General features: G+C 72.8%; 25 protein-coding genes. 8 read left to right on the forward strand and 17 right to left on the reverse strand.

Annotated features, from left to right (window positions below):
- Window positions 1-73 precede the first annotated feature (73 nt).
- The gene (locus AB0O53_RS31785; RefSeq protein WP_365200218.1) at window positions 74-613 is read left to right on the forward strand and encodes a hypothetical protein; all 540 of its coding nucleotides are present in this window, start codon (window positions 74-76) and stop codon (window positions 611-613) included.
- Between the two features lie 6 nt (window positions 614-619).
- Here the strand turns inward: AB0O53_RS31785 and AB0O53_RS31790 are convergent, their stop codons facing one another.
- The 9 genes from AB0O53_RS31790 to AB0O53_RS31830 form a co-directional block, all read right to left on the reverse strand.
- The gene (locus AB0O53_RS31790; protein ID WP_365200274.1) at window positions 620-1,168 is read right to left on the reverse strand and encodes a hypothetical protein; all 549 of its coding nucleotides are present in this window, start codon (window positions 1,166-1,168) and stop codon (window positions 620-622) included.
- 95 nt (window positions 1,169-1,263) lie between these two features.
- A complete protein-coding gene (locus AB0O53_RS31795) occupies window positions 1,264-1,932 on the reverse strand; it encodes a uracil-DNA glycosylase (protein WP_350991417.1) in 669 nt (222 codons plus the stop codon).
- 111 nt (window positions 1,933-2,043) lie between these two features.
- A complete protein-coding gene (locus AB0O53_RS31800) occupies window positions 2,044-3,627 on the reverse strand; it encodes an ABC transporter substrate-binding protein (RefSeq protein ID WP_350990689.1) in 1,584 nt (527 codons plus the stop codon).
- A gap of 152 nt (window positions 3,628-3,779) precedes the next feature.
- On the reverse strand, window positions 3,780-4,541 hold the full coding sequence (locus AB0O53_RS31805; RefSeq protein WP_365200221.1) for an SDR family oxidoreductase: 762 nt from the start codon (window positions 4,539-4,541) through the stop codon (window positions 3,780-3,782).
- Window positions 4,542-4,569: 28 nt separating this feature from the next.
- Window positions 4,570-5,331: a 3-oxoacyl-ACP reductase FabG gene (gene fabG, locus AB0O53_RS31810; protein ID WP_030820472.1), complete on the reverse strand. Its 762-nt coding sequence runs from the start codon at window positions 5,329-5,331 to the stop codon at window positions 4,570-4,572.
- Between the two features lie 146 nt (window positions 5,332-5,477).
- A complete protein-coding gene (locus tag AB0O53_RS31815; protein ID WP_350990685.1) occupies window positions 5,478-5,861 on the reverse strand; it encodes a DUF3037 domain-containing protein in 384 nt (127 codons plus the stop codon).
- The gene (locus tag AB0O53_RS31820) at window positions 5,858-6,706 is read right to left on the reverse strand and encodes a HipA family kinase (protein ID WP_365200225.1); all 849 of its coding nucleotides are present in this window, start codon (window positions 6,704-6,706) and stop codon (window positions 5,858-5,860) included. The genes AB0O53_RS31815 and AB0O53_RS31820 overlap by 4 nt, the downstream gene beginning before the upstream one ends.
- Window positions 6,707-6,793: 87 nt before the next feature.
- Complete coding sequence (locus tag AB0O53_RS31825; RefSeq protein WP_350990681.1) at window positions 6,794-8,428, reverse strand: MFS transporter; 1,635 nt, start codon at window positions 8,426-8,428, stop codon at window positions 6,794-6,796.
- 53 nt (window positions 8,429-8,481) lie between these two features.
- Window positions 8,482-9,480 carry a hypothetical protein gene (locus AB0O53_RS31830; RefSeq protein ID WP_365200229.1) on the reverse strand — a complete coding sequence of 333 codons (999 nt, stop codon included), beginning with the start codon at window positions 9,478-9,480 and terminating at the stop codon, window positions 8,482-8,484.
- Window positions 9,481-9,772: 292 nt separating this feature from the next.
- Between AB0O53_RS31830 and AB0O53_RS31835 the strand changes: the two genes are divergently transcribed.
- Both AB0O53_RS31835 and AB0O53_RS31840 read left to right on the forward strand, forming a co-directional pair.
- Window positions 9,773-10,111: a carboxymuconolactone decarboxylase family protein gene (locus AB0O53_RS31835; RefSeq protein ID WP_350990677.1), complete on the forward strand. Its 339-nt coding sequence runs from the start codon at window positions 9,773-9,775 to the stop codon at window positions 10,109-10,111.
- Between the two features lie 164 nt (window positions 10,112-10,275).
- Window positions 10,276-11,706, forward strand: coding sequence for a DUF2252 domain-containing protein (locus AB0O53_RS31840; RefSeq protein ID WP_350990675.1), 1,431 nt, complete (start codon window positions 10,276-10,278; stop codon window positions 11,704-11,706).
- Window positions 11,707-11,797: 91 nt separating this feature from the next.
- Here AB0O53_RS31840 and AB0O53_RS31845 read toward each other — a convergent pair whose 3' ends face one another.
- Complete coding sequence (locus tag AB0O53_RS31845; protein ID WP_350990673.1) at window positions 11,798-12,226, reverse strand: subtilase-type protease inhibitor; 429 nt, start codon at window positions 12,224-12,226, stop codon at window positions 11,798-11,800.
- A 369-nt stretch (window positions 12,227-12,595) separates the two neighbouring features.
- Window positions 12,596-13,210, reverse strand: coding sequence for a cysteine hydrolase family protein (locus tag AB0O53_RS31850; protein ID WP_365200233.1), 615 nt, complete (start codon window positions 13,208-13,210; stop codon window positions 12,596-12,598).
- 76 nt (window positions 13,211-13,286) lie between these two features.
- Here AB0O53_RS31850 and AB0O53_RS31855 point away from each other — a divergent pair, with 76 nt between their 5' ends.
- Window positions 13,287-13,745: a pyridoxamine 5'-phosphate oxidase family protein gene (locus tag AB0O53_RS31855; protein ID WP_030842376.1), complete on the forward strand. Its 459-nt coding sequence runs from the start codon at window positions 13,287-13,289 to the stop codon at window positions 13,743-13,745.
- Window positions 13,746-13,768: 23 nt separating this feature from the next.
- Here the strand turns inward: AB0O53_RS31855 and AB0O53_RS31860 are convergent, their stop codons facing one another.
- On the reverse strand, window positions 13,769-14,677 hold the full coding sequence (locus AB0O53_RS31860; RefSeq protein WP_365200238.1) for a LysR family transcriptional regulator: 909 nt from the start codon (window positions 14,675-14,677) through the stop codon (window positions 13,769-13,771).
- Window positions 14,678-14,751: 74 nt separating this feature from the next.
- Here AB0O53_RS31860 and AB0O53_RS31865 point away from each other — a divergent pair, with 74 nt between their 5' ends.
- Complete coding sequence (locus AB0O53_RS31865; RefSeq protein WP_365200241.1) at window positions 14,752-15,753, forward strand: DMT family transporter; 1,002 nt, start codon at window positions 14,752-14,754, stop codon at window positions 15,751-15,753.
- A 139-nt stretch (window positions 15,754-15,892) separates the two neighbouring features.
- Here AB0O53_RS31865 and AB0O53_RS31870 read toward each other — a convergent pair whose 3' ends face one another.
- The gene (locus tag AB0O53_RS31870; RefSeq protein ID WP_350990666.1) at window positions 15,893-17,227 is read right to left on the reverse strand and encodes an aminotransferase class I/II-fold pyridoxal phosphate-dependent enzyme; all 1,335 of its coding nucleotides are present in this window, start codon (window positions 17,225-17,227) and stop codon (window positions 15,893-15,895) included.
- Window positions 17,228-17,264: 37 nt separating this feature from the next.
- Between AB0O53_RS31870 and AB0O53_RS31875 the strand changes: the two genes are divergently transcribed.
- Window positions 17,265-17,963 (forward strand): pyridoxamine 5'-phosphate oxidase family protein, encoded by a 699-nt coding sequence (locus tag AB0O53_RS31875; protein ID WP_350990664.1) that lies wholly within the window; start codon window positions 17,265-17,267, stop codon window positions 17,961-17,963.
- Here AB0O53_RS31875 and AB0O53_RS31880 read toward each other — a convergent pair.
- Window positions 17,945-18,991 (reverse strand): DMT family transporter, encoded by a 1,047-nt coding sequence (locus AB0O53_RS31880; protein ID WP_365200244.1) that lies wholly within the window; start codon window positions 18,989-18,991, stop codon window positions 17,945-17,947. The two genes, AB0O53_RS31875 and AB0O53_RS31880, sit on opposite strands and share 19 nt — an antisense overlap.
- A 160-nt stretch (window positions 18,992-19,151) precedes the next feature.
- Window positions 19,152-20,114 carry an EamA family transporter gene (locus AB0O53_RS31885; protein ID WP_350990662.1) on the reverse strand — a complete coding sequence of 321 codons (963 nt, stop codon included), beginning with the start codon at window positions 20,112-20,114 and terminating at the stop codon, window positions 19,152-19,154.
- Between the two features lie 170 nt (window positions 20,115-20,284).
- On the opposite strand from AB0O53_RS31885, the gene AB0O53_RS31890 reads away from it, so the two are divergent.
- Window positions 20,285-20,713, forward strand: coding sequence for a type II toxin-antitoxin system Rv0910 family toxin (locus AB0O53_RS31890; RefSeq protein WP_046780772.1), 429 nt, complete (start codon window positions 20,285-20,287; stop codon window positions 20,711-20,713).
- Between the two features lie 123 nt (window positions 20,714-20,836).
- Here AB0O53_RS31890 and AB0O53_RS31895 read toward each other — a convergent pair whose 3' ends face one another.
- The gene (locus AB0O53_RS31895) at window positions 20,837-21,460 is read right to left on the reverse strand and encodes a PadR family transcriptional regulator (RefSeq protein WP_350990660.1); all 624 of its coding nucleotides are present in this window, start codon (window positions 21,458-21,460) and stop codon (window positions 20,837-20,839) included.
- A gap of 181 nt (window positions 21,461-21,641) precedes the next feature.
- Between AB0O53_RS31895 and AB0O53_RS31900 the strand changes: the two genes are divergently transcribed.
- On the forward strand, window positions 21,642-22,463 hold the full coding sequence (locus AB0O53_RS31900) for a PhzF family phenazine biosynthesis protein (RefSeq protein ID WP_365200248.1): 822 nt from the start codon (window positions 21,642-21,644) through the stop codon (window positions 22,461-22,463).
- Window positions 22,464-22,566: 103 nt separating this feature from the next.
- Here the strand turns inward: AB0O53_RS31900 and AB0O53_RS31905 are convergent, their stop codons facing one another.
- Complete coding sequence (locus tag AB0O53_RS31905; RefSeq protein WP_365200251.1) at window positions 22,567-23,220, reverse strand: hypothetical protein; 654 nt, start codon at window positions 23,218-23,220, stop codon at window positions 22,567-22,569.
- Window positions 23,221-23,271: the final 51 nt, after the last annotated feature.

Raw genomic sequence — 23,271 nt, forward strand, 5'->3', positions numbered from 1 at the left:
CCCGTCACCCGTGCGGGGTGAATATGGGCTCCGGGTTTTCACAACGGGGTCCTCGCACAGCAGAGTTGCGCGGGTGCATCCCACGCGAACGACGACAAAGCTGCTGCTCGGAGTCGCCTGCGCCGTATCGGCGGTCTCCGGCTGTGTCCATGTGAGCCCCGGACCGGTGCAGCCCGCGGCGGCCCCCGCCGCCGGGGTCCCGCCCCGGCACGAGCCGCGCGGCGGGCCGGGGGCCGCCCCCGTGGCGGTCCGGGCACCCGCCCTGGAGGCGCTGGAGGCGGTCGAGGCGGCCCCGGAGCAGCCCGCGCGGCCGGCGGCCGGGGCTCCCGCCGTACGGACGGCGGGGCGACCCGCCCAGGGCTCCCCCGGCGGGCCCGTGCAGGACGCTCCGCCGGTCCCCGACATCCCGGAGCCCCGGCGGGCCGCCGAGCCCGCCCAGGGGCGTCCTGACGGCCCCCGGCGCCATGCCCGGCCCGATGCCGAGGCGGAGCGTGAGCTGGTGCGGAAGCTGCCGGTGCGGCCGGCGGACGTCTGCGCGCTGGGGCGGCGCCACGGCCGCTGGCACCCCGACAGCCCGGAGGCCCGGATCTGCGCGGGCGTGCACGGCGGCTGAGCGGGCCTACGCCTGTTCGGGGAAGGGCCAGGGACAGCCGCCGCCCGGTTCGGCGGCGAGCCGGCGCTCCAGCCGGGCGATGGCCGCCCGTACGCCGTTGCCGTAGCCGTCGTCGGACAGGGCACCGGTGGCGGCGCGGGCCCGCGCCAGGTGGACCCGGGCGGCTCCCGGCCGCTGGAGCTTGAGGTAGTCGGCGGCCAGGCTGAGGTGCAGGGACGGGTAGAACACGCGCATCGCGGGGAGCGGTTCCCGCTGCGCCCAGCGCTCGTCCCCGTGCCCGTCCCCCTCCCCGTGCCCGGGCTCGTCGCCCAGGGCGTCGGCGGCGGTCAGGGCCCGCAGGTCCCAGGCCAGCTCGTCGCAGGGATCGTCCTGGGCGTCGGCCATGTAGTGGGCGAGGGTGCACCGGTGGAGGGAGTCCCCCTCCTCGCCGATCTCCTGCCAGATCTCGCCGAGCCGGTTGCGGGCCTCCTCCCGGTCCCCGGCGTGCAGCAGGATGACCGCCTGGCCGATCCTGGTCATGACGGCGTCCTCCGACGCCTCCTGCTGCTCGGTCACGGCGGCCTCCGGCTCGCTCTGCCGGACCTGCCGCGGTCCGGTCGTCACGAAGCTAGCCGGAGGCACCGGCTGTGGCGCCGAGGCGCGGTGGGGCGTCAGCCGAGGTCCGGGATCCGCCAGTCGATCGGCTCATGGCCCTGGGCGGCGATGGCCTCGTTGATCTGCGTGAAGGGCCGGGAGCCGAAGAACTTCTTGGCAGACAGCGGGGAGGGGTGGGCGCCCTTGACGATCACGTGCCGCTCCTCGTCGATGAGCGGGATCTTCTTCTGGGCGTAGGCGCCCCACAGGACGAAGACGGCCGGGTCGGGCCGCTCGGACACCGCGCGGATCACGGCGTCGGTGAACTTCTCCCAGCCCTTGCCCTTGTGCGAGTTCGGCTCGGCCTCGCGGACGGTGAGCACCGCGTTGAGCAGCAGGACGCCCTGCTGGGCCCAGGGCATCAGGTACCCGTTGTCCGGGACCTCCAGGCCGAGCTCCTCCTTCATCTCCTTGTAGATGTTGCGCAGCGAGGGCGGGGTCTTGACCCCGGGCTGCACGGAGAAGCACAGGCCGTGGCCCTGGCCGGCGCCGTGGTAGGGGTCCTGGCCGAGGACGAGCACCTTCACCTGCTCGAAGGGCGTGGCCTCCAGCGCCGCGAACACCTGCTCGCGGGGCGGGTAGACCGGCCCGTTCGCCCGCTCCTTCTCGACGAACTCGGTGAGCTCTTTGAAGTAGGGCTGGTCCAGCTCCCCGCCGAGGACGGGGAGCCAGGACTCGGGCAGCATCTGGGTCACGGCGACAACCTCCGGTACATGTTCGTGCAACTGCTCCAGAACCTACCGGGGGCCACTGACAACGCGTCGGCCGCCCGGGAGATCTCCCGGGCGGGACCGCGGCTACCAGCTGGTCTTGCGGTACAGCTCCCACATCTGCATGGCGGTCTGCGGGTCGAGGGCCCGCTCGGCACCCGCGATGTCCTCGCGCGCCGCGACGTAGAGCTTGCCCTGCCACAGGGGCAGCAGCCGGACGTCCTCGGCGAAGATCTGCTGGGCCTTCTCGAACTCCTGGACCCCGGAGGAGCGGTCGCTGTCGCGGCGGGACTTGGGGAGCAGGTCGGTGAGGATCTCGTTCTGCTCGTACGGGGTGCCGACCGCGTTCTCCTTGCCGACGAACGGCGCGATGAAGTTGTCCGGGTCCGGGAAGTCGGGGAACCAGCCTCGGCCGAAGACCGGGTACTCCTGGCCCTTGTAGCCCTCCTGGAAGGCCTTCCAGGGCTGGCTGCGCAGGGTGATCCGGAAGAGGTCGCTCTCGTCGAGCTGCCGCTTGATCTCGGTGAACTCCTCGGCGGTGGAGGAGCCGTAGCGGTCGGTGGTGTACCAGAAGGTCAGGTCGACCGGCTGGTTGATCCCGGCCTCCTTGAGGATCTTCTTGGCCTTGGCGACGTCCGCCGCGCCGTACTTGTCGTAGAAGGGCGTCTTGTGCCCGACGACGCCCTTGGGGACCATCGAGTACAGCGGCTCCGCGGTGCCCTGGTAGACCTTGGAGACGAGGGTGCCGCGGTCGATGACCTGGGCGATGGCCTGGCGGACCGCGAGCTTGTTGACCGCCGGGTCCTTCGGGTTGAAGACGAGGTAGCGGATCTCGGCGCCGACGTTCTCGACGACCTGGACGCCCAGCGCGTGCGCGGCGGGGCTCTGGAGGTCGGTGACCTGCGGGGCCGACAGGCCTCGGTAGGTGGCGTCCAGCTCCTTGGCCTTCAGGTCCGCGACCATCTTCTGGGAGTCCGCGTAGTAGCGGATGGTCACGGCCTTGTTCTGGCGGTTCGCGAAGCCGGTGTAGGTCTTGTTCTCGGAGAGGACGGCCTCGCCGCCGTCCTTGTACGAGTCCAGCACGTAGGGGCCGGAGCCGGTGATCTTGCCGTCCTCGCGCACCTTGTCGGCGGGGTAGTCCTTGGGCGCGACCAGCGAGGCGGCGGGCGAGCCGAGGACGTACGGGAAGGTGGCGTCCGAGGTCTTCAGGTGGAAGACGACGGTCAGCGCGTCCGGGGTCTCGATCTTGTCGAGGCTGCCGAAGAGGTCCTTCGGGCCGACCTTGGAGCCGATCGTCCTGATCCGGTCGATGGAGTGCTTGACGGCCTTGGAGTCGAGGGGCTCGCCGTTGGAGAACTTCAGTCCCTTGCGCAGGGTGCAGCGGTAGGCCTGGCTCGCGCCGTCCGTGAACTCGCAGTTCTGGGCGGCGTCCGGCTGGGGCTTGGTGGAGCCCGTGGGGAAGGCCATCAGGGTCTGGTAGACGTTCCGGTACAGCTCCCAGGAGCCGTCCCACGCCGCGGCGGGGTCGAGGGTGCTCGGCGCGCTCGTGGTCCCGACGACGATCCGCTTCGCTTCGTCGCCGTCGTCATCCGACAGCAGGCCGCAACCGGCGAGCAGGGATATGGACGCAAGGGCCGCAGTGATCTGCAGGCATCTGGTCCGGTTGAACACGTGCACGCTCCTCGATCAGCCAGGGGTGCGGCAGACCCTACCGCAGTGCCTCACGAATCCAATGGGTTGGTTTCGTGAGGCACTTGACCGGTTCCGTGCATATTCGATACACATTTACCTCCCTTTCGGAGGCAAATACGTCCGATTATCGGTCAGTGCACCCCGGCATTGAGGAACATCCCACCGTCGACGACCAGAGTTTGCCCCGTGATCCATTCCGCTTGTGCAGATGTAAGAAACGCGGCGGCCCCGCCGATGTCCTCCGGGAGCCCGAGCCGGCCGAGCGGATAGGCCGCCGCGGCCTCCTGCTCGCGGCCCTCGTAGAGCGCCTGGGCGAACTTCGTCTTGACCACCGCCGGGGCGATCGCGTTGACCCGGACCCCCGGCGCCATCTCGTGGGCGAGCTGGAGGGTCAGGTTGACCATGGCGGCCTTGCTCATCCCGTACGCGCCGATGAAGGGCGAGGCGGAGACGCCGGCGATCGACGCGATGTTCACGATCGCGCCGCCGTTCTCCTTCTGCCACGCGTGCCAGGTCCGCTGGGCGAATCCGAGCGCCGAGACCACGTTCGTCTCGAAGACCTTCCGCGCGACCCCGAGGTCCAGGTCCGCGATCGGGCCGAAGACCGGATTGGTGCCCGCGTTGTTCACCAGGAAGTCGACCCGGCCGAAGGCCTCCATCGTGCGCTCGACGGCGTGGGCCTGGTGGGCCTCGTCGTGCGCCTTCCCGGGCACCCCGATCACCCGGTCCGCGCCGAGGCGCTCCACGGCCTCCTTGAGGGCCTCCTCGTTGCGCCCGGTGATGCAGAGCCGGTCGCCCCGGGCGACCAGCGCCTCGGCGATGCCGTAGCCGATGCCCCGGCTCGCCCCGGTGATCAGCGCGACCCTGCCGTTGTCGGTACCGCTGTACGTCATGACGTACGCCCTGCCTCTCGTCGTCGCGTCAGTTGAGGGGGCCGCCGGCCACGTACATGACCTGGCCGGAGACGAAGCCCGCGGCCTCGCCGGTGAAGAAGGCGATGGCGTTGGCGATGTCGTCCGGGCGGCCGACGCGCTGGACCGGGATCTGGGTGGCCGCGGCGGCCTGGAAGTCCTCGAAGCCCATGCCGACGCGGGCGGCCGTCTGGGCGGTCATCTCGGTGACGATGAAGCCGGGGGCGACGGCGTTGGCGGTGACGCCGAACTTGCCGAGCTCGATGGCCAGGGTCTTGGTGAAGCCCTGCAGACCGGCCTTGGCGGCCGAGTAGTTGACCTGGCCGCGGTTGCCGAGCGCCGAGCTGCTGGAGAGGTTCACGATGCGACCGAACTTCGCCTCCACCATGTACTTCTGACACGCCTTCGACATCAGGAAGGCGCCGCGCAGGTGGACGTTCATGACCGTGTCCCAGTCGGTCTCGCTCATCTTGAAGAGCAGGTTGTCGCGCAGCACGCCCGCGTTGTTGACCAGGATGGTGGGGGCGCCGAGCTCGGCGGCGACGCGCTCGACGGCCGCCTCCACCTGGGCGCCGTCCGAGACGTCGCAGCCGACCGCGAGGGCCCGGCCGCCGGCCGCCGTGATGGCTTCCACGGTGTCCTTGCAGGCCGCCTCGTCGAGATCGAGTACGGCGACGGCGCGGCCCTCGGCGGCCAGGCGCACGGCGGTGGCCGCGCCGATGCCCCGGGCCGCCCCGGTCACGATCGCGACGCGCTGCTCGGTGGTGGACATGCTGTTCTCCTCGCCCTTGAGAAGCGATCACCCAGAGGTGAGCAACCGCTTAGTAGCTTCAGCTGAGGAGACGCTAGGAGCCATGGCACCCCGTGTCAACGGCCGCCGGTTCGACACCGGCCGCGGACACCGGCCACGGACACCGGCTAGCGGACGAGGAGGTCCAGCAGCCGTTCCACCTCCGCCGCGGGGTCGGCCGTCAGGCCGGTGTGCACCGGTCCCGGCTGCACCACGGTGCTGCGCGGGGCGATCAGCCAGCGGAACCGGCGCCCCGCGTCGTCGCCCGCCGCCTGCCCGGCCGCTTCGCCGCCGCCGCACACGCCCTCCACCCCGCGCAGGGCGGCCCGTACGCCGGCCACGTCGGCCCCCGGGTCCAGCGCGAGGAGCTTCGCCTCGTCGAGGTGGGTGCGCGCGGCGACGTAGGAGTGCGCGCGGCAGTAGACGATCACGCCGGCGTTGAAGCACTCGCCGCGTTCCATCCGGGGTACCACGCGCACCAGCGCGTACTCGAACACGTGCCGCTCGGTCACTCGTAGCCGCTCTTCTTCGTCTGGGTCTTGTGGGGCCATTCCGGCAGGTGGTCGGTGAGCCAGCCGGGGGGCCCGGCCGGCGCCTTCACCTCGGCCTCCAGCGAGATCCTCTCGTGGATCGTGGCCGCGCGCGGCAGCAGCACCTCCACATAGGCGCGGCGGAGCGCGTCCGTGGAGTCGAACCCCGGCTCGTCGACCAGCCACTCGTCCGGCACCTCGGCGGTGACCTCCGTGAGCAGTTCCTCGGTGACCAGCGGGGCGAGGGCGGCGGCCGCGGCCTCGATGTCCGGGCCCACAGGGGCCAGTACGTGGTCGGAGGCGTTGTAGGGCTTGGCGGCGGCGGCCCGGGCCGTGGGCCAGTTGTGGTGCCAGATCATGGTGGCGCCGTGGTCGATGAGCCACAGGTCCCCGTGCCAGACCAGCATGTTCGGGTTGCGCCACGACCGGTCGACGTTGTTAATCAGGGCGTCGAACCAGACCACGCGCCCCGCCTCGGCCGCGTCCACCCGGTAGGCGAGCGGGTCGAAGCCGATGGAACCCGGCAGGTAGTCCATGCCGAGGTTGAGGCCGCCGCTGGCCTTGAGCAGCTCCTGGACCTCCTGGTCGGGCTCGGCGAGCCCGATCACGGGGTCGAGCTGCATCTGCACCAGCGTGGGGACCCGCAGGCCCAGCCGCTGGGCCAGGCGGCCGCAGATGACCTCGGCGACCAGGGTCTTGCGGCCCTGGCCGGCTCCGGTGAACTTCATGACGTAGGTACCGAGGTCGTCGGCCTCGACGATCCCCGGTAGCGAGCCGCCCTCACGCAGGGGCGTCACATAGCGGGTCGCGATCACTTCTGTGAGCATTTTCCCAGGCTATCCGGCAGACAAGGTGCATGTTCAAAGGATTTTGGTGCCTCGGGCGGAATCCGGCGGATCCGGCCGCCCCTGCGCTCAGGCCGGCGGGGCGGCCGCCTCCGCCCCCGAGGGCTGGACCGCGGGGATGCGCTGGGTGAAGAACAGCGCGAGGAGCGCGGCGAGGGTCAGGACGGCGAGGGCCGCGCGCAGCCCGTCGAGCCTGGCCTGCTCGTTCGCCTCCATCGTCGCCGCGGTCAGTTCCGGGCCGACGCCGGCCTCGGCGAGCGCGGTCTCCAGCTGGGCGTCCGAGAGGAAGGGCGCACCGCTCGACAGCTGGACGACCGCCTGGTTCTTGACGGTCTCCGGGACGGCGGGGTTCTGCTCGACGCTGGTCAGGAAGGAGGTGGTGAGCGTGGCGATCATGATGGATCCGGCGAGTGCCGTACCGATGGAGGAGCCGAGGTTGGTCACCGCGTTCTGGACGCCGCCGACCTCCGCGGACTGCGCCTGCGGCACGGCGGAGACGGTGACCGCGCCGAGCTGGGAGGCCAGTGCGCCCATGCCGAAGCCGATCAGCAGGAGCGGGACGGTGACCACCTCGGCGCCCGCGTCGACGTCGAGCGCGGCCATCAGGACCACCGCCCCCACGAGCATCGCCAGGGTCCCGAGCCGGACCACGCGACGCGGCGAGACGTGCGGCAGGAAGCGCGGGATCAGGGTGGCGGCGGCCAGCAGCGTCACCGACAGCGGCAGCAGCCGGGCGCCGGTGGACAGGGCCGACAGACCCAGGGCGACCGACAGGTAGAGGGGGACGACGAAGAAGACGCCCATCATCACGAGGTACTGGAAGAAGAACATCGTCAGGCCGCCGGCGAGCTGCCTGTTCTGCAGCATGGCCGGGTCGACCAGCGGGTCCCTGCGCCGCGCGACGAGGCGGGCCTCCCAGCGCAGGAAGAGCCAGACCAGGAAGAGCCCGGCCAGGATGCACCACACGGTCAGCGAGATCCCGAGCCACACGGGCGCGCCGGGCTTCGGCCGGAACCAGCCCCACTCGTCGGAGCGGAGCACCCCGTAGACGAAGATCCCGAGCCCGAGCGCCGACAGGAGGACGCCGAGGAGGTCGATGCGCGGGCGTTCCTCGCTCACGGCGTCGACGATGGGGCGGGCGAGGACGAGGATGCCGATCACCCCCAGCACCTCGCCCGCGAAGACCCACCGCCAGGAGAAGTAGGTCGTCGCGATGCCGCCGATGAGGGGCCCGAGGGCGATGGCGATGGCGCCGGCCGCCGCGACGAGGCCGTAGGCGGCGGGGCGGCGTTCGACGGGGAAGTTCCCGGCGACGAGCGCGACGATCGCGGGCAGGATCAGCGCCGCCCCGACCCCCTCCAGGAACGACCAGCCGATCATCAGCACGGTGAGGTTGGGCGCGAGGGAGGTGACGAGGGAGCCGCAGCCGTAGATGACGCAGCCGATGAGGAAGGCGCGTTTGCGGCCGATCAGCGCCCCGACCTTGCCGCCGGGGATCATGAGCATGGCCATCACCAGGGTGTAGGCCGTGATGGCGCCCTGGATCCCGGTCACGGTCGTGCCGATGTCGTCGGCGACCGTCGCGATGGAGACGTTCATGACGGAACTGTCGAGCGCCATGAGGAACTGGCCCGCGGCGAGCGTCATCAGGACGAGTCGTGCCTTCGACGGGTTCCCGGTCGCCGTCCCTGCCGTGGATGCCATGGGGGGCATGCTTCCAGCAGGCGGGGGGAGCGGCCGGACGACCCGCCCGGGAGTCAGCCGGACGGACAGTCGGCCACCGGGTCGTCGTGGACGAGGGCGCAGACCATCTGCGCGCCGCGCCCGTGCTCGGGATGGGCGGCGAGGAGTTCCTCCTTGAAGGCGTTCCACTGGCGGGTGATCTCGGCGGTGGCGCCCGCGGTGGCATGGCGGAAGTTGTCGTCCGTCATGGCCCGGGCGGACGCGGGGGTGTCCTTGTTCAGGTCGCGGTTGTGGGCGACGCGGCCCGTACAGTCGGCCGGTTTGACCCCGGTGGAGTCGAAGTCCGGGTAGCAGCCGGTCGCGAGGTCCTCGGGGACGAGGGCCCGGACCTCCCGGTTCCAGTCGGCGTCCTCCATCGCGCTGTAGCGGCGGATGTCGAAGAACGGTACGACGCCGGAGCGGCGCAGCCCCGGCGGGTTGGCGACCCCGATCGCGCCCGGAGCCGCCTCGTCCGTCCAGTTGGAGTGCGAGTAGAAGTCCTCCAGCTGGTGCCAGCCGCGGCCGAGCTGTTCGAGGACGTCGCACTTGGCCGGGCCGGGCCGTTCGTCCCAGGTGCAGTGCGCGGACAGGTCGGTCTGGTCCGCGCGCACCCTGCCCTCGGCGTCGACGAGGCCGTCGGCGGCCCGTACGGCGTTGCGGAAGCGGGCGACGGAGGTGCCGACGCAGGCGATGAGCTCGGTGGTGGCCTCGTCCCGGGTGCGGGGGTAACGGGGGTCGTGGCGCGGCGCCAGGTAGTCGGCGTTGTCGCAGTGCAGGGGGCCGAGGTCGAAGTACGGGCGCTTGTCGTTGGCGTTGACCGCCCCGTCCCGGGCGTCGGCCATCTCCGTGAGCGTGGCGGGCTCCCAGGGCAGGGCGCGACGGGTGATGTCCTCGTGGTTGTCGCCGGTGAACGCGTGGGCCGTGCCCCCCGGCAGGGCGACGAGGGCGGTGAGAGCGGCCGCCGTCAGGAGGGCCGCGGCGGCGCGGGCCGCCGGCGCGGGGCTCGGGCTCGGTCTCGGGCTCGGTCTCTTCACGGGATGCTCCCGGCGCGGGGTGGTCGGACGGGGTGCTTCCATGCTGCGCACCGCCCCTCGTCCCCGCACCCGCACCCGGGGCGGCGGCCCTGGAGCGGCCCGCACGCCCTTCCCGGAGGTGTCCCTGAGTACCGCGCCCGCCCCGTACGGTGACCGCCGTCCGCCCTCGCGCGCCCGGCGGACGGCAGACCTAGAGTTGAGGGCGAGGCTGCGCGCCGGGACTCGGGGCGGCCGCTCCCTCGGACTTCCGTCCCCGCGCCCGGCGCGACAACACCCCAGGAGGGCATGCGACATGTCCACTGCATCTGAAACCCCGGTTCTGGACACCCTGGCCGCCATGACGGGCGATTCGCTCGAGCGCTGCGGGATGGACCCGAACATGCTGCTCCTCGTCCGCATCGCGGCCCTCGCCGCGTCGGACGCTCCCCCGATCTCCTACGTCGCGCACATCGACCCCGCCCTCAAGGCCGGGCTGACGGCGGAGCAGTTGCAGGACGTACTGGTCGCCATCGCCCCCATCGTCGGCACCGCCCGCGTGATGACGGCGGCGGGCAACATCACCCGGGCGCTCGGCGTGGCCATAGCCGTCGCCGAGGCGGAGGCCGAGGCACAGATGGAGGCCATGGGCTGAGGCGGGAACGACCACCCCCGGGAGCCGGCCCGGCCGCCGGCCCCGGGGGTCGGTCATCGTGGGTCACCCTTCGGCGGCACCACCGGCTCAGCAGGTCGGCAGGGTCGGCCGGTCACGTTCGCAGGCACGCAGATCAGTCAGGCCAGGCAGTCAGGAGGGCCTCCATGTCCCGGAGTGCGATCACCGCGATGCGCGCGGTGCCCGATGCCACGCCCGAGGAGCGCAGGGCGATGGGCAGGGAAGCCCGACGCCGCTGCCCCCGGTCGGGGCACGCCGTGTACCAGCCGTCCCCCGACCGGCAGGACCCCTTGGCGATCCTGGAGGCGCAGTCCGCGACGCGGGTGCAGGAGCTGGTCCCCATCCGCTACGCCCGGATGACGGAGTCTCCGTTCCGCTTCTACCGGGGAGCCGCCGCGATCATGGCGTCCGACCTGGCCGGCAGCCCGGACTCGGGCATCGCCGTACAGCTCTGCGGTGACGCGCACCTGCTGAACTTCCGCCTGCTGGCCTCGCCGGAGCGGCGGCTCATGTTCGACATCAACGACTTCGACGAGACACTGCCCGGCCCGTGGGAGTGGGACGTCAAGCGGCTGTCGGCGAGTCTTGTGATCGCCGCCCGGGCGAACGGCTTCGACGAGGCCGAGCGCGCCCGCATCGTGAACTCCGCGGTGCGCTCGTACCGCGAGTCGATGTCCGGCTTCGCCGGGATGGGCAACCTCGACGTCTGGTACGCGAAGATCGACGCGGAGGGCCTGGAGGCCCTGGTCACCGAACAGCTCGACAAGCGCGGCCGCAAGAAGCTGGCCACGGCGATGGCGAAGGCCAGGTCGCGGGACAGCCTGCAGGTCTTCGACAAGCTCACCGAGGTGGTCGACGGCCGGCCGAGGATCGCGCCGGACCCCCCGCTGCTGGTACCGCTCGCCGACCTCCTGCCGGACTCCGAGCGCGACGAGCTCGTGGACCGGCTGGGGCAGCTGGTCGGCCACTACGGCCACACGCTGGAGAGCAACCGGCGGTCGCTGCTGGAGGACTACCGGCTGGTGGACGTCGCCCGCAAGGTGGTCGGCGTCGGCAGCGTGGGCACCCGCTGCTGGATCCTGCTCCTGCTCGGCAGGGACGGCCGCGACCCGCTCTTCCTCCAGGCCAAGGAGGCCGACACTTCCGTGCTCGCCGACCACGTGGGCGCCAGCGTGTACCGGAACCAGGGCGAACGCGTGGTGTCGGGGCAGCGGTTGATGCAGGCGGCGAGCGACATCTTCCTCGGCTGGGAGCGGGTGGACGGCATCGACGGCAGGAAGCGGGACTTCTACGTCCGCCAACTGCGCGACTGGAAGGGCATCGCGATGCCGGAGACGATGTCGCCGGCGCAGCTGGAGACGTTCGGCAACGCCTGCGGGATGACCCTGGCCCGTGCGCACGCGCGTTCCGGCGACCGGGTGGCGATCGCGGCGTACCTCGGCCGGGGCGACGTCTTCGACCGGGCGCTGGCCGAGTTCGCCGAGGCGTACGCCGACCAGAACGAACGCGACCACCAGGCCCTGGTCGACGCGGTGCGGGCGGGCCGCCTGCCCGCGGCGGAACTCCCGGCGGCCTGACCGCCGCGCCCGCCCCCGGCCGGCCCCCGGCCGGACGGCCCCCGGCCGGACGGCGCCCCCTCCCCCGGCGCCGTCCGGCGGGGCGCCCCGATCAGAAGGCGAAGACCGCGTTGCCGTTCAGGGTCGCGCCCATGGTGCAGGAGTTGGCGAAGGTGTGGTCCCAGGCCACCCGGCGGCCCTCCCACACGCCGACCGCGGAGACGGTGACGGGCGCGTAGTGCATCGGGCACGCGCGGTCCGGGTTCGGCGTGGACAGGAGCCGGTCGAAGCTGCCGCCGGTGGACTTGAGGGCCGCGCAGGCGGCCTTCGGGTCGGGGTGCGTCCCCTGGGCGCCGGGCGCGCAGCTGAGCGTGGTGGCGCGCAGCACGGTGGGGGCGGTCACGTCGTCGCCCTGGGCGACGCTGAAGACCATGGCCGAGGGGGCGTAGAGGCTCTCGGGCTTGGCCTGGGCGATGCCGGTGGCACCGGCCAGACAGAGGAGCGCGGCGGCGGAGACGGCGGCGGAGCGACGGTAACGCACGGGAAGACTCACTTTCGATTCATTGGTTGAACGCGCCCATTACTTTCGGTATCGCGTTCCGTTGCGCCAAATCCTCGCTGAGTCCAAGGGGCATTGCACATCGACGACCGATTTACGGACACCCTGTTCGCATAACGGAGATCGAAGAGGCATTCGAGCAGCTCAGACGGGGTGCGATCATCCGGTCACTCCGTGCGACCATCGACGGCTGCGGACGGTGACGTGCGGCGATGCGGACGCCGCACCGCCCGCGGGCGCCCCGGGTTCACCGGACGGCCACCGAGCTTGTCCGGAAGTACGCGCTCGGGGCCCGCTCGGAGCCCGCTCCACGCGCGATCGGCCCACGATCGGCCCACGGTCAGCCCGCGATCAGCCCGCGGGGACCCACGCCTCGAGCAGGGCCTCGGCCGTGGTGATGGCGGCCACCAGTGCGAGCGAGTTGCGGATCACCTCGGCGGTGCAGGAGGCGGGGACCCCGGCGATGGCGTCGGACGGGACCACGACCCGGTAGCCGAGGTTCACGGCGTCGAAGACGGTGTTCGGGATGGCGATGTTGGAGGAGACCCCGGTGACGACGAGGGTGCGGATCCCGAGATTGCGCAGGAGGGCGTCCAGGTCGGTACCGGCCATGGGCGAGAGCCCGTGCAGCCGCCGTACGACGAGGTCCCGCCCGTCCACCGTGATGGGTGCGGCCACCTCCACCGCGCGGCTCCCGGTCAGCTGCCGCACCGGCAGCTTTCCGGCGGCCCGGAAGAGCCGTGCGTTGGTGTTGGCGCCGAGCCCGTCCGGCCGCCGTTCGGCGACCGCGTGCAGCACCTGTACGCCGGCCCCGCGCGCGGCGTCGACCAGCGCCGCCACCCGCTCCAGCATCCCGGAGTCCCGCGCCTCCTTGGCCAGTTCGGGCAGCGCGCTCTCCTCGCCCACGACGCCGTTCTGGCACTCGACGGTGAGCAGCGCGGTCGTGGCGGGATCGAGATCCGGCATGACTCCCCCTGGCGTGGCGTCGGAAGAGCCCTCATGATTCCTGACACATAGTCAGATGGGAAGGGGCGCGGGACCGGTGGACGAGACCCAGCGGCGGGGCCGCCGCATCATGATGAGCGAGGCGGAAGTGGACGCCTTCCTGAGGGAGCAGCGGACCTGCCGGGTGGCGACGGTCTCGCCCGACGGGCGCCCCCACGTGGGCGCCCTGTGGTTCGCGTGGGACGGCAGCTCGCTGTGGCTGTACTCGATCACCCGCAGCCGGCGCTGGGCGGACCTGCGCAAGGACCCGCGGATCTCGGTGGTCGTGGACGCGGGCGAGTCCTACGACGAGCTGCGCGGCGTGGAGCTGTCCGGCAGCGCGGTCTTCGTGGGCGAGGCGCCGCGCACGGGCGAGCCCTGCCCCGAACTGGCCGAGGCGGAGCGGATCTTCCCGGTCAAGAACTTCGGGATCGAGGAGATGCCGCACGACGGCCGCCACGCCTGGATCCGCCTCACCCCTGACACGGTCGTCTCCTGGGACTTCCGCAAGATCTGACGGCCCGCGGGTCCCGAGGGCGCCTACGCGCGCTGGAGCTCGGCGGACGTCCTCTGCAGGGCGTCGACCGCGGCCCGGATGGAGGGCCGGCGGTCGGCGTCCGCACGCCAGACGGCGTACACGTGGCGGCGTACGGCGTCGCAGACGGGCAGCAGGCGCACCCCGGGCGGTACCGGGCCGCGGCCCAGCTTCGGCGCGACGCACACCCCGAGCCCGGCCTCGACGAAGGCCAGCTGGGTGTGGTGCTCCTCGGCGATGTGCGCGATGCGCGGCTCGATGCCCGTGCCGCGCAGGGTGAAGACCAGCCACTCGTGACAGAACTGGCCCTCGTTCCAGGAGATCCATTCGTCGTCCGCGAACTCGGCGAGGGAGATCGCGGTCCGCTCCGCCAGCCGGTGGCCGGACGGGACCGCGATGTCGACGGAGTCGTCCAGCAGGTGCGTCCGGGTCAGTTCCGCGGGCACCGGCATCCGCTTGTTGTGCCAGTCGATCGCGAGTGCCATGTCGAGGTCTCCGCGCACGACGGCCGCCATGCTCTCCTCGGGTTCCTGCTCGCACACCCGGACCCGCAGCTCCGGGTGGCCGGTGCGCAGCGCGGTCAGGGCCTGGGGCAGCAGGCCGCGCATGGCGGTCGGGAAGGCACCGATGCGCAGTTCGCCGACGGCGCACCCGCGCTGGGCCTCGACGTCGGCCTGGGCCTGCTCGACCTGGGAGATGATCCGGGCCGCGTGGTCGGCGAGCAGCCGTCCGGCGTCGGTGAGGCGGACCCCGCGGCCGTTCTTCGCCAGCAGGGGCTGGCCGACCTCGCGCTCCAGCTTGGCCATCTGCTGGGACACGGCGGAGGTGGTGACGTGGAGCCCGTCGGCCGCGCCGCTCACCGAGCCGTGGCGGGCGAGGGCGTCGAGGGTGCGCAGGCGCTCCAAGTTCAACATGTAAGCGATGCTACGCCGTCACCATGAGAAACTCTCGCTTGTCCTACGAAGTTGATACGAGCACAGTAAGGGTCATGAGCGCACCCGCAGCCCCCCGGCCGACCCTCGGACCACCTTCCCCGTCCTCCACCACGGCCGCGGCCCCCACAGCCACGGCGGCGGCCGCCACCACCAGCGCCCGTCGGCGCGGCCTCCTCGACTGGCGCGTGCGGTTCGCGATCCTCTCGGTGGTCTGGGGCTTCAGCTTCCTGCTGATCAAGGTGGGCACCGAGGCGTACGCGCCGTTCCAGGTGGCCCTGGGCCGGGTCCTGTTCGGGGCGCTCGCCCTCATGGCCGTCCTGCTGGTCCGCCGCGAGCCGCTCCCCCGGGGGCTGCGCACCTGGGGCCACCTCACCGTGGCGGCGCTCCTGCTCAACACGGCACCGTTCTCGCTCTTCGCGTACGCGGAGCTGAGCATCCCCTCCAGCCTGGCCGGCATCTGCAACGCCACCTCCCCGCTGTGGGGCATGGCCCTGTCGATGGTCGCCCTCTCCGAGGACCGCCCGACCCGCCGCCGCTTCGCCGGCCTGGGCCTGGGCTTCCTGGGCGTGCTGACCGTGCTCGGCGCCTGGCACGGATTCTCCGGAGTCGACGCCAAGGGCACCGCGTTCGCCCTGCTGGCCTCGCTCTGCTACCCCATCGGCTGGATCTACGTCCGCCGCACGCTGGCCGGCACACCCGGCTCCCCGGTGGCCCTGACCGGCGCACAGCTCATGATCTCGACCCTCCAGCTCGCGCTGGTCAGCGCCCTGTTCACCTCGGCGCCGACCGCGTTCCCGCTGTGGCCGACCCTGTCGGTGATCGCGCTGGGCGCCCTCGGCACCGGCATGGCCCTGCAGATGCAGTACGGCTTGGTGACGGAGGTGGGCCCGACCACCGCCCAGATGGTCACCTACTTCATCCCCGTCATCGCCACCACGGCCGGGGTGCTGGTCCTCGGCGAGCAGCTGCACTGGAACACCCCGGTCGGGGCCGCGATCGTCCTGGCGGGCGCCGCCCTCACCCAGACCCGCGCCGCCCCGCGCCAGCCGTCCTGACCGGCGCCCGCCGGGCCGCGTCCACCGGGTACCGCCCGCCCCGTCGGTCCTGTCGGCAGGACCGACGGGGCGGGCGCACGGGGTGGGCGCGCGGCGGGCGCACCGGGCCGCGCCCCGCCCGCCGGCCGGCTCCCGCCGGTCAGTCGCCGCGCCCGCCCGGCACGCCGGGGCGGACCGCCGCGGCCACGGCGTCGGCCAGGGCGGGCACCTCGGCCGCCTCCAACTGGGACACCGTCAGCCGCACCCCCGGTCCCGCCTCGACGCGGAAGACGGCCCCGGGAGCCACCGCCCATCCCGCGGCGAGCAGCCGCGTGACCACCACCGTCTCGTCGGCCACCGGCACCCAGACGTTCAGTCCGGTCCGCCCGTGCGCCCGTACCCCCCGCTCCCGCAGGGCCTCGACCAGCGCGTCCCGCCGCTCCGCGTAGGCCCGGGCGACCGCGGTCCGGTCGACGGCCCGCGAGGTCCACAGCTCCACCACGGTGTGCTGGAGCAGCCGGCTCACCCACCCCGGGCCCAGCCGCTGGCGCCCCCGCACCCGGTCCAGGGTCACCTCGTCGCCCGTCAGCACGGCGAGCCGCAGGTCGGGCCCGTACGCCTTGGCCGTGGACCGGATCGTCACCCAGTGCCGGGTCACCCCGCCCAGGGGGTGCACCGGCAGGTCGACGATGCCGTGCCCGTGGTCGTCCTCGATCAGCAGCACCCCGGGATGGCGCGCCAGCAGCTCCCGCAACTCCCCCGCCCGCTGCGCGCCCACCGCCGCACCGGTCGGGTTCTGCGCCCGGGAGGTCACCACCAGCGCCCGCGCCCCCGCCGCGAGGGCCCGGGCCACCGCGTCCGCCTGCGGTCCCTCGTCGTCCACCGCCACCGGAAGCACCCGCAGCCCGAGGGCCGGCACCAGGTCCAGCGAGCCGCCCCACCCCGGGTCCTCGACCGCCACCGCGTCACCGGGCCTCAGATGGGCGGTCAGCACCCTCTCGATGGCGTCCAGCGCGCCCGAGGCCACCGCGACCGGCCCGGGCGGCACCCCGTCCGCGTCGAAGTCGGCGCGGGCGATCCGCGCGAGGTCGGGCGCGACCGGGTCCGCGCCGTAGAGGGTGGGCTCCTGTGCGTGGCGGCGGGCGGCGGCGGCCAGCGCCCCGTCCAGCGCGGGCAGCAACGACACGTCGGGATTGCCCTGCGCGATGTCCCGCACGCCGGCCGGGACCACCATCCGCAACGCATCCCGCGGGGTGTTCGACGGGCGGGCCCGCACGCGGCTCCCGCGCCGCCCGTCCGTTTCGATGACCCCGCGCTCGCGCAGTGTCCTGTAGGCGGCCGCCACGGTGTTGGGATTGACGCCCAGCACACCCGCCAGCTCCCGCATCGGCGGCAGCAGCGATCCGGGCGGCAGCTCGCCCGAAGCCACACCCGCCTCGACACTGGCCGCGATTTCAGATGTGCGACGCCCTGCGATCCGATACTCTCCTAGCACAAACAACATTATGCACTAGTGCAATGGAGTTCGCACCATGACCGCCACGCCTGCCACGGAGACGACGGACAGCACCGGGACGACCGGTGCGTACGAGCCCACCGACCGCACGGTCCCCAGCCGCTCCCGCGACCGGGCGCGCTACGACCGCGAGACGGTCCACTCGATACTCGACGAGGCCTACATCTGCCACCTCGGCTTCGTCCGCGACGGTGCGCCGGTGGTCCTGCCGACGCTGTTCGCGCGGGTCGGGGAAGCGCTCTACATGCACGGTTCCACCGGGTCCCGCCCGCTGCTCGCGGCCGGCCGCACCGACCCGGGCCTGCCCGTCTGCGTCACCGTCACCCACGTCGACGGCCTGGTACTGGCCCGCTCGGCCTTCCACCACTCGCTCAACTACCGCTCGGTGGTCGTCCACGGCACCGCCCACCAGGTGACCGACGAGGAGGAGTGCCGGACGGCCCTGGACGCCATGATCGACGCCGTCGCCCCGGGCCGTTCCGGCGACGTGCGGCCGGCCAACGCCAAGGAGCTCGCCGCCACCGCGGTGATCCGGGTGGACCTCGACGAGGTGTCCGCGAAGCTCCGCACGGGCCCGTCGAACGACGACGCCGAGGACCTGGGCCTGCCGCACTGGGCGGGAGTCGTCCCGGTCGGCACGGTGTACGGGAGCCCCGTGCCCGCCGCCGACCTGGACCCCGGCATCGCCCTCCCGGACTACCTCGCCGCGCTCTGAGGAGCCGGTCGTCGGGCGGCGGCGGATCCTGCCGGCCCCGCGGATCCTGCCGACCCGGCGGGCCCGGCCGACCCGCCGGCTGCGCCCGCCGGACGGCGGGACTCCGCGGCGATCAGCGCGCCGACCGCCGTCAGCAGCAGCACGGTCCCCAGCACCACGGCGCCGGTCAGCCGCTCCCCGAGGACGAGGACGGCGATCGCCGCCGCGCTCACCGGTTCGATCAGCATGATCACCGAGACGGTTGCGGCGCGCACGGCCGCGGCTCCCGTGAAGTAGAGCGCGTACGCCAGCGCCGTCGGCACGGTGGCGACGTACAGCAGCAGCCACAGCACCCGCCCCAGGTCCGCGGTGTGCGGCAGCAGCCCCTCCGCCGCGGCGAGCGGCAGCAGGCACACGGCGCCCACCGCGACGGACCAGGCGGTGGTCACCAGCGGGTCCCCGGCCGCCCCGCGCTGCCCGAGGCGGCGGGCCCGCAGGGTCATCCCGGCGTACCCGGCCGCCGACAGCAGCGCCCAGCCGACGCCGAGCGGGCGCACCTCGGCGCCGCCGCTGCCCAGGACCAGGACGAAGAGTCCGGCAAGCGCCCCCGCGACGGCGACCGCACCGCCGCGGCCGAGGCGCTCTCCCATCCATGAGCGCGCGCCGAGGGCGATGAGGACGGGCCCGGCGCCGAGGGTGACCACGGTGCCGACGGCCAGGCCGGTCTCGCGCACGGCGGCGAAGTAGGCGGCCTGGAAGAGGGTGAACAGCAGCCCGGTGACGATCAGCGAGCCCGCCGAGGGCGAGCCCGCCGAAGAGGTGCCGGCGGCGGGCCGGACCCGACCGCGCCCGGAACGGGCCCGCCGCAGGGCGAGCACCCCGAGCAGCACGACGAGCCCGCCCGCGCACCGCCAGAACGACAGGGCGAGCGGGCCGAGGTCACTGACCAGGAAGAGGAGGGAGGCGGCCGCCCCGGCGGTGCCCCAGGCGGCTCCGGCGACGACGAGGTACAGCAGGCTGCGCCCGGCAGCGGGCGAGTGGTTCGACACGTGTGTTCTCCGCGCGTGCGTGAAGGATGAGTGGTTCGGGTCATCGCTTCGCGGGCAGCGCCGACCCGCCCGGGTGCTCCCCGGGCCGGGTCGTCATCGTGGGGGCGCCGCCCGCTAGAACGCGGGAGGCGGAAGCACGGTCGAAGGCATGCCCGCCACCTTACAGGGGGGCTTTGGTGGGCTCGCGGTCCACCGGGACCGGTTCGGCCACGGGCTGCGGGGCCGGCCGGGAGGACTGCGCGATGAAGGCACCGCCCAGTACCAGGGCGCCGCCGACGATCTGCCAGGTGGAGAGGTACTCGCCGAGCAGGATCCAGGCCAGCACCGTGGCCACGACGGCCTCCAGGAAGGCCACCACGCCCGCGACCTGGGGCGAGAGCCTGCGCACCGAGACCACGCCGGTGACGTACGCGAAGACGGTGGCGACGAGCACGACCCAGCCGAGCAGCACGGGCGCGGGCACCATCGTGCCGCCGACGGAGGCGTCCCCGCCCAGCACATGCCAGTCCATCTCCCACGGCCGGGCGATGACCGTCATCACCAGCGCGCCGATGAGCATCCCGTAGGCGATCACCCCGAGCGGGTCGGGGGCGTCCTTCCCGTCGGAGCCCTGGTCGGCGAAGACGAAGTAGCAAGCCTGGCAGCAGGCCGCGGCGAGGCCGAAGAGCACGCCGAGCGGGTCCAGGCTCAGCCCGGCCCAGATCTCGACCACGCAGGCCAGGCCGACGACGGCCACGGCCGCACCGGCGGCGGCTCCGCGCGTCACGGGCTTGCGCTGCACGAAGCGGATGTAGCCGAGCAGCAGCGCGGGGCCCAGGTACTCCAGGAGCAGTGCCACGCCGACCGGGATCCGCGACAGGGAGGCGAAGTAGAAGGCCTGCACGCCCGCGACGGCGATGAGGCCGAAGCCGGCGAGCAGCGCGGGCCTGCGCAGCAGGAGGTCGCGATGGCGCCAGGCCAGCGGGGACAGCACCAGTGCCGCGCCGGCCACCCTGAGCCAGACCATGTGGAGGGGGTCCAGACCCGCCTCGATCAGCGGCTTCGCAGCCACTCCGGAACCACCGAACGCGAACGCCGAGACGAGGGCGAGGCCCAGTCCGGCGTTTTTCCCTGTCGCTTGCATCCGGCCATCATGACAGGGCCGGTCAGGAGCGTCACTGCGGTGACACCTGTTGAGACAGACCTGAGATCACACCCGTCCGCCCCCACCGGATCTGACAGGTCGTCAGTATTGAATGTTTCCGCCGCCGGGGCTACCTTCCGCGCACGTACCCGACGAGAAGGGGTGGTCGCATGGCTGAAGTCACCGCGGAATCACGCATCGAGGCGTCCGCCGCGCAGCTCTGGTCCCAGTTGACGGACTGGGACGCGTACGGGCAGTGGAGCATGACCCACACGAACTTCCCACAGGGCGGCCCGCAGACCCTGGCGGTCGGATCGACCTTCGCCGAGAACATGAAGATGATGGGCTTCCCGGCCGAGGTCGTCTGGACCGTCTCGGAACTGGAGGACGAGCGCCTCTTCGCCATCACCGGCAAGGGCCCGATGGGCGTCGCCGTCCTCACCCGCTACACCCTGACGCCGGACGGCGGGGCCACGACGGTCCGCATCGACGGGGAGTTCACCGGGGCCGCCGTCTCCCTGATGGCGGGCAAGCTGAAGGATTCGGCGACCGCCGCCCTGAACGAGTCGCTGCGCAAGCTCGCGGGCCTGGTCGTCTGACCCGGCCGCGGCCACCGCGGCACACACGGCGGCGCGCCCCGCGACGAGATGTCGCGGGGCGCGCCGCTTTCGGCGAGGTCCGCTCGGGCCGCCCCGGCCGTTCCGGCCCTCCCGGCTCGGCGCTCAGTGCTCGTCGGCCAGGATCAGGTAGAGCTTCTTGCGGGCGTCGGTGAGGACCGCGAGCGCCTTCTCCCGCTGCTCGGGCGAGCCGGTCCTGAAGACCTGGCCGAAGGCCTCCATCAGGCCGGCGCCGGCCTGTCGGACCTCGTGCATCGCCTCGAAGTCGAAGCCCCGCCCGGCGTCCTCCCAGGGGGCGTCCGGCCCCGACTCGGCCTCGGCGCGGCCGGCCTCGGTGAGCGTGAACAGCTTCTTGCCGCCCTCGCTCTCGCTGCTGATGAGCCCCTCGTCCTCCAGCAGGCTCAGGGTCGGGTAGACCGAGCCGGGGCTGGGCTTCCAGGCCCCGCCGCTACGCTCGCCGATCTCCTGGATCATCTCGTAGCCGTGCATCGGCCGGTCGGCGAGCAGCGCCAGGATCGAGGCGCGCACGTCACCGCGCCGGGCCCGCCCCCGCGGTCCCCCGCGGCCGCCGCGGCCACCGAAGGGGCCCGCACCGAAGGGCGGCCCGAACGGGCCGAAGGCCGCGCGGAATCCCTGGAATCCCTCCCGACGGTCCGGCCCGCAGTGGCCGTGGCCCCGTCCGTGCTCGTGCCCGTGGCCGTGCTGTCCGTGCTGTCCGTGTGAACGCATGTCTGCGCTCCTTTCGTCACGTCGTGTCCGTTTCATCGGTTCTCCGATGTATCCACTATCGATGAGCGATCGCGATCCGTCAACGATATATCGGAAACTCTTCACCGAACAGCTTCGGAGAAGGCCAGTCACCCCGGATTGGCCTTTGTCGACGATCAAGGAACCGTCCTACCGTCGCTCCATGCGCATCCGAATCGTCGACGCCTTCACCGACCGCCCCTTCCACGGCAACCCCGCCGGAGTCCTGCTCCTCGACGGCGGTTTCCCCCCGGACACCTGGCTCCAGCAGGTGGCGTCCGAGGTGAACCTCTCCGAGACCGCCTTCGCCCACCCCCTGCCGCCCGGCGGGGACGCCGACTGGGTGCTGCGCTGGTTCACCCCGGCCGCCGAGGTCGACATGTGCGGCCACGCCACCCTCGCCACGGCGCACGTGCTGGCCACCGCCGGACTCGCCGAGGGGCTGATCCGCTTCTCCGCCCGCTGCGGCGTCCTCACGGCCGAGACCGGCGCGGACGGCACCATCACGATGGACTTCCCGACGTCGTCCCTGACCGCGGTCCCGGCGCCGCCCGCCGTCGACCACGCCCTCGGCGGGGCGCCGATCCTCTCCGTCCACGACACCGCCGCGCACATCGGCGACCTCGTCATCGAACTCGCCGACGAGAAGACCGTCCGCGAGCTGGAGCCGGACCACGCCGCCCTGCGCGCCTTCGCCAAGCGGGGTGTGATCGTCACCGCCCCCGCCGAGGACCCCTCCCGCGGGTACGACTTCGTCTCCCGGGGCTTCTTCCCCGCCTTCGGGATCGACGAGGACCCGGTCACCGGCAGCGCCCACACCGCGCTCGCCCCGTTCTGGGCGCAGCGCCTGGGCCGCACCGAACTGACCGGTCTCCAGGGCGGCGCCCGGCAGGGGCTCGTACGGGTGACCCTGGCCGGCGACCGCACTCTGCTGACCGGCCACGCGGTCACCGTCCTCGACGGGGAGCTCCTCACGGCCCCGTGACCGTACGGCGGCGGCGCACCGGGCGTACGGGGACGGGGCGCGGGCGTGGGCGCGGGTGCGGGCGGCGGGGCCTCCCCGGACGGGGCGGGCGTGAGGGGGCGGGTCAGCCCGCCGCCTCGCGCCGCTTGCGCTCGTTGTCCTCCCAGGCCTGGGAGTCGATGCGCTTGCGGTAGACCTGCCCCGGCTCGGCCTCGCCCAGACGGACGGTCCACAGCCACAGGACGGCCGACACCACGAACATGCCGACCGCCGTCAGGAGGTAGGAGGAGATCTCGTCGGACTCGGGGACGCCCTCGTCGTGCATGAAGCCGGGTACGCCGGAGACGAGCGCGTTCACCCACCAGGCGAGCGCCAGGTTGAACAGGGCGAGGGAGATCCAGTACGCGACCCGCACGCTCCTCGCCGGGCCCGCCAGCTCGCCCAGCAGCAGCAGACGGCGCAGCGAGACGGGACCCGACCGCTGCTGCCCGCCCGCGTCCGCCTTGGCCCGGCGCACCGACGCGTAGCAGTCGTCCAGCCAGCGCCCCGGCTCCGGGTCGGGAGCCGGGCCGTCGGACGGGGCCAGCTCCCTGGCCTGGATCCAGCCGGTGATGAACTGGACCTCCAGCTGGGCCTTCTCCAGCCGCCTGCGGTACTTGTGGTCGGCGCTGCGCGCCTCCCGGCGGTCCCGGATGAGGAGGCTGGCCCCGCCCACCAGGCCACTGATCACGGGCACCAGGAACGGGGCGAACGACACCAGGGAGTCCATGACAGCCACCGCGCGCGCCTCCTCACTCCCCCCAGCGTCGCACCGCAGCGGCCCACGGCG

Source organism: Streptomyces erythrochromogenes (assembly GCF_040684695.1).
GTDB classification, from domain to species: domain Bacteria; phylum Actinomycetota; class Actinomycetes; order Streptomycetales; family Streptomycetaceae; genus Streptomyces; species Streptomyces erythrochromogenes_C.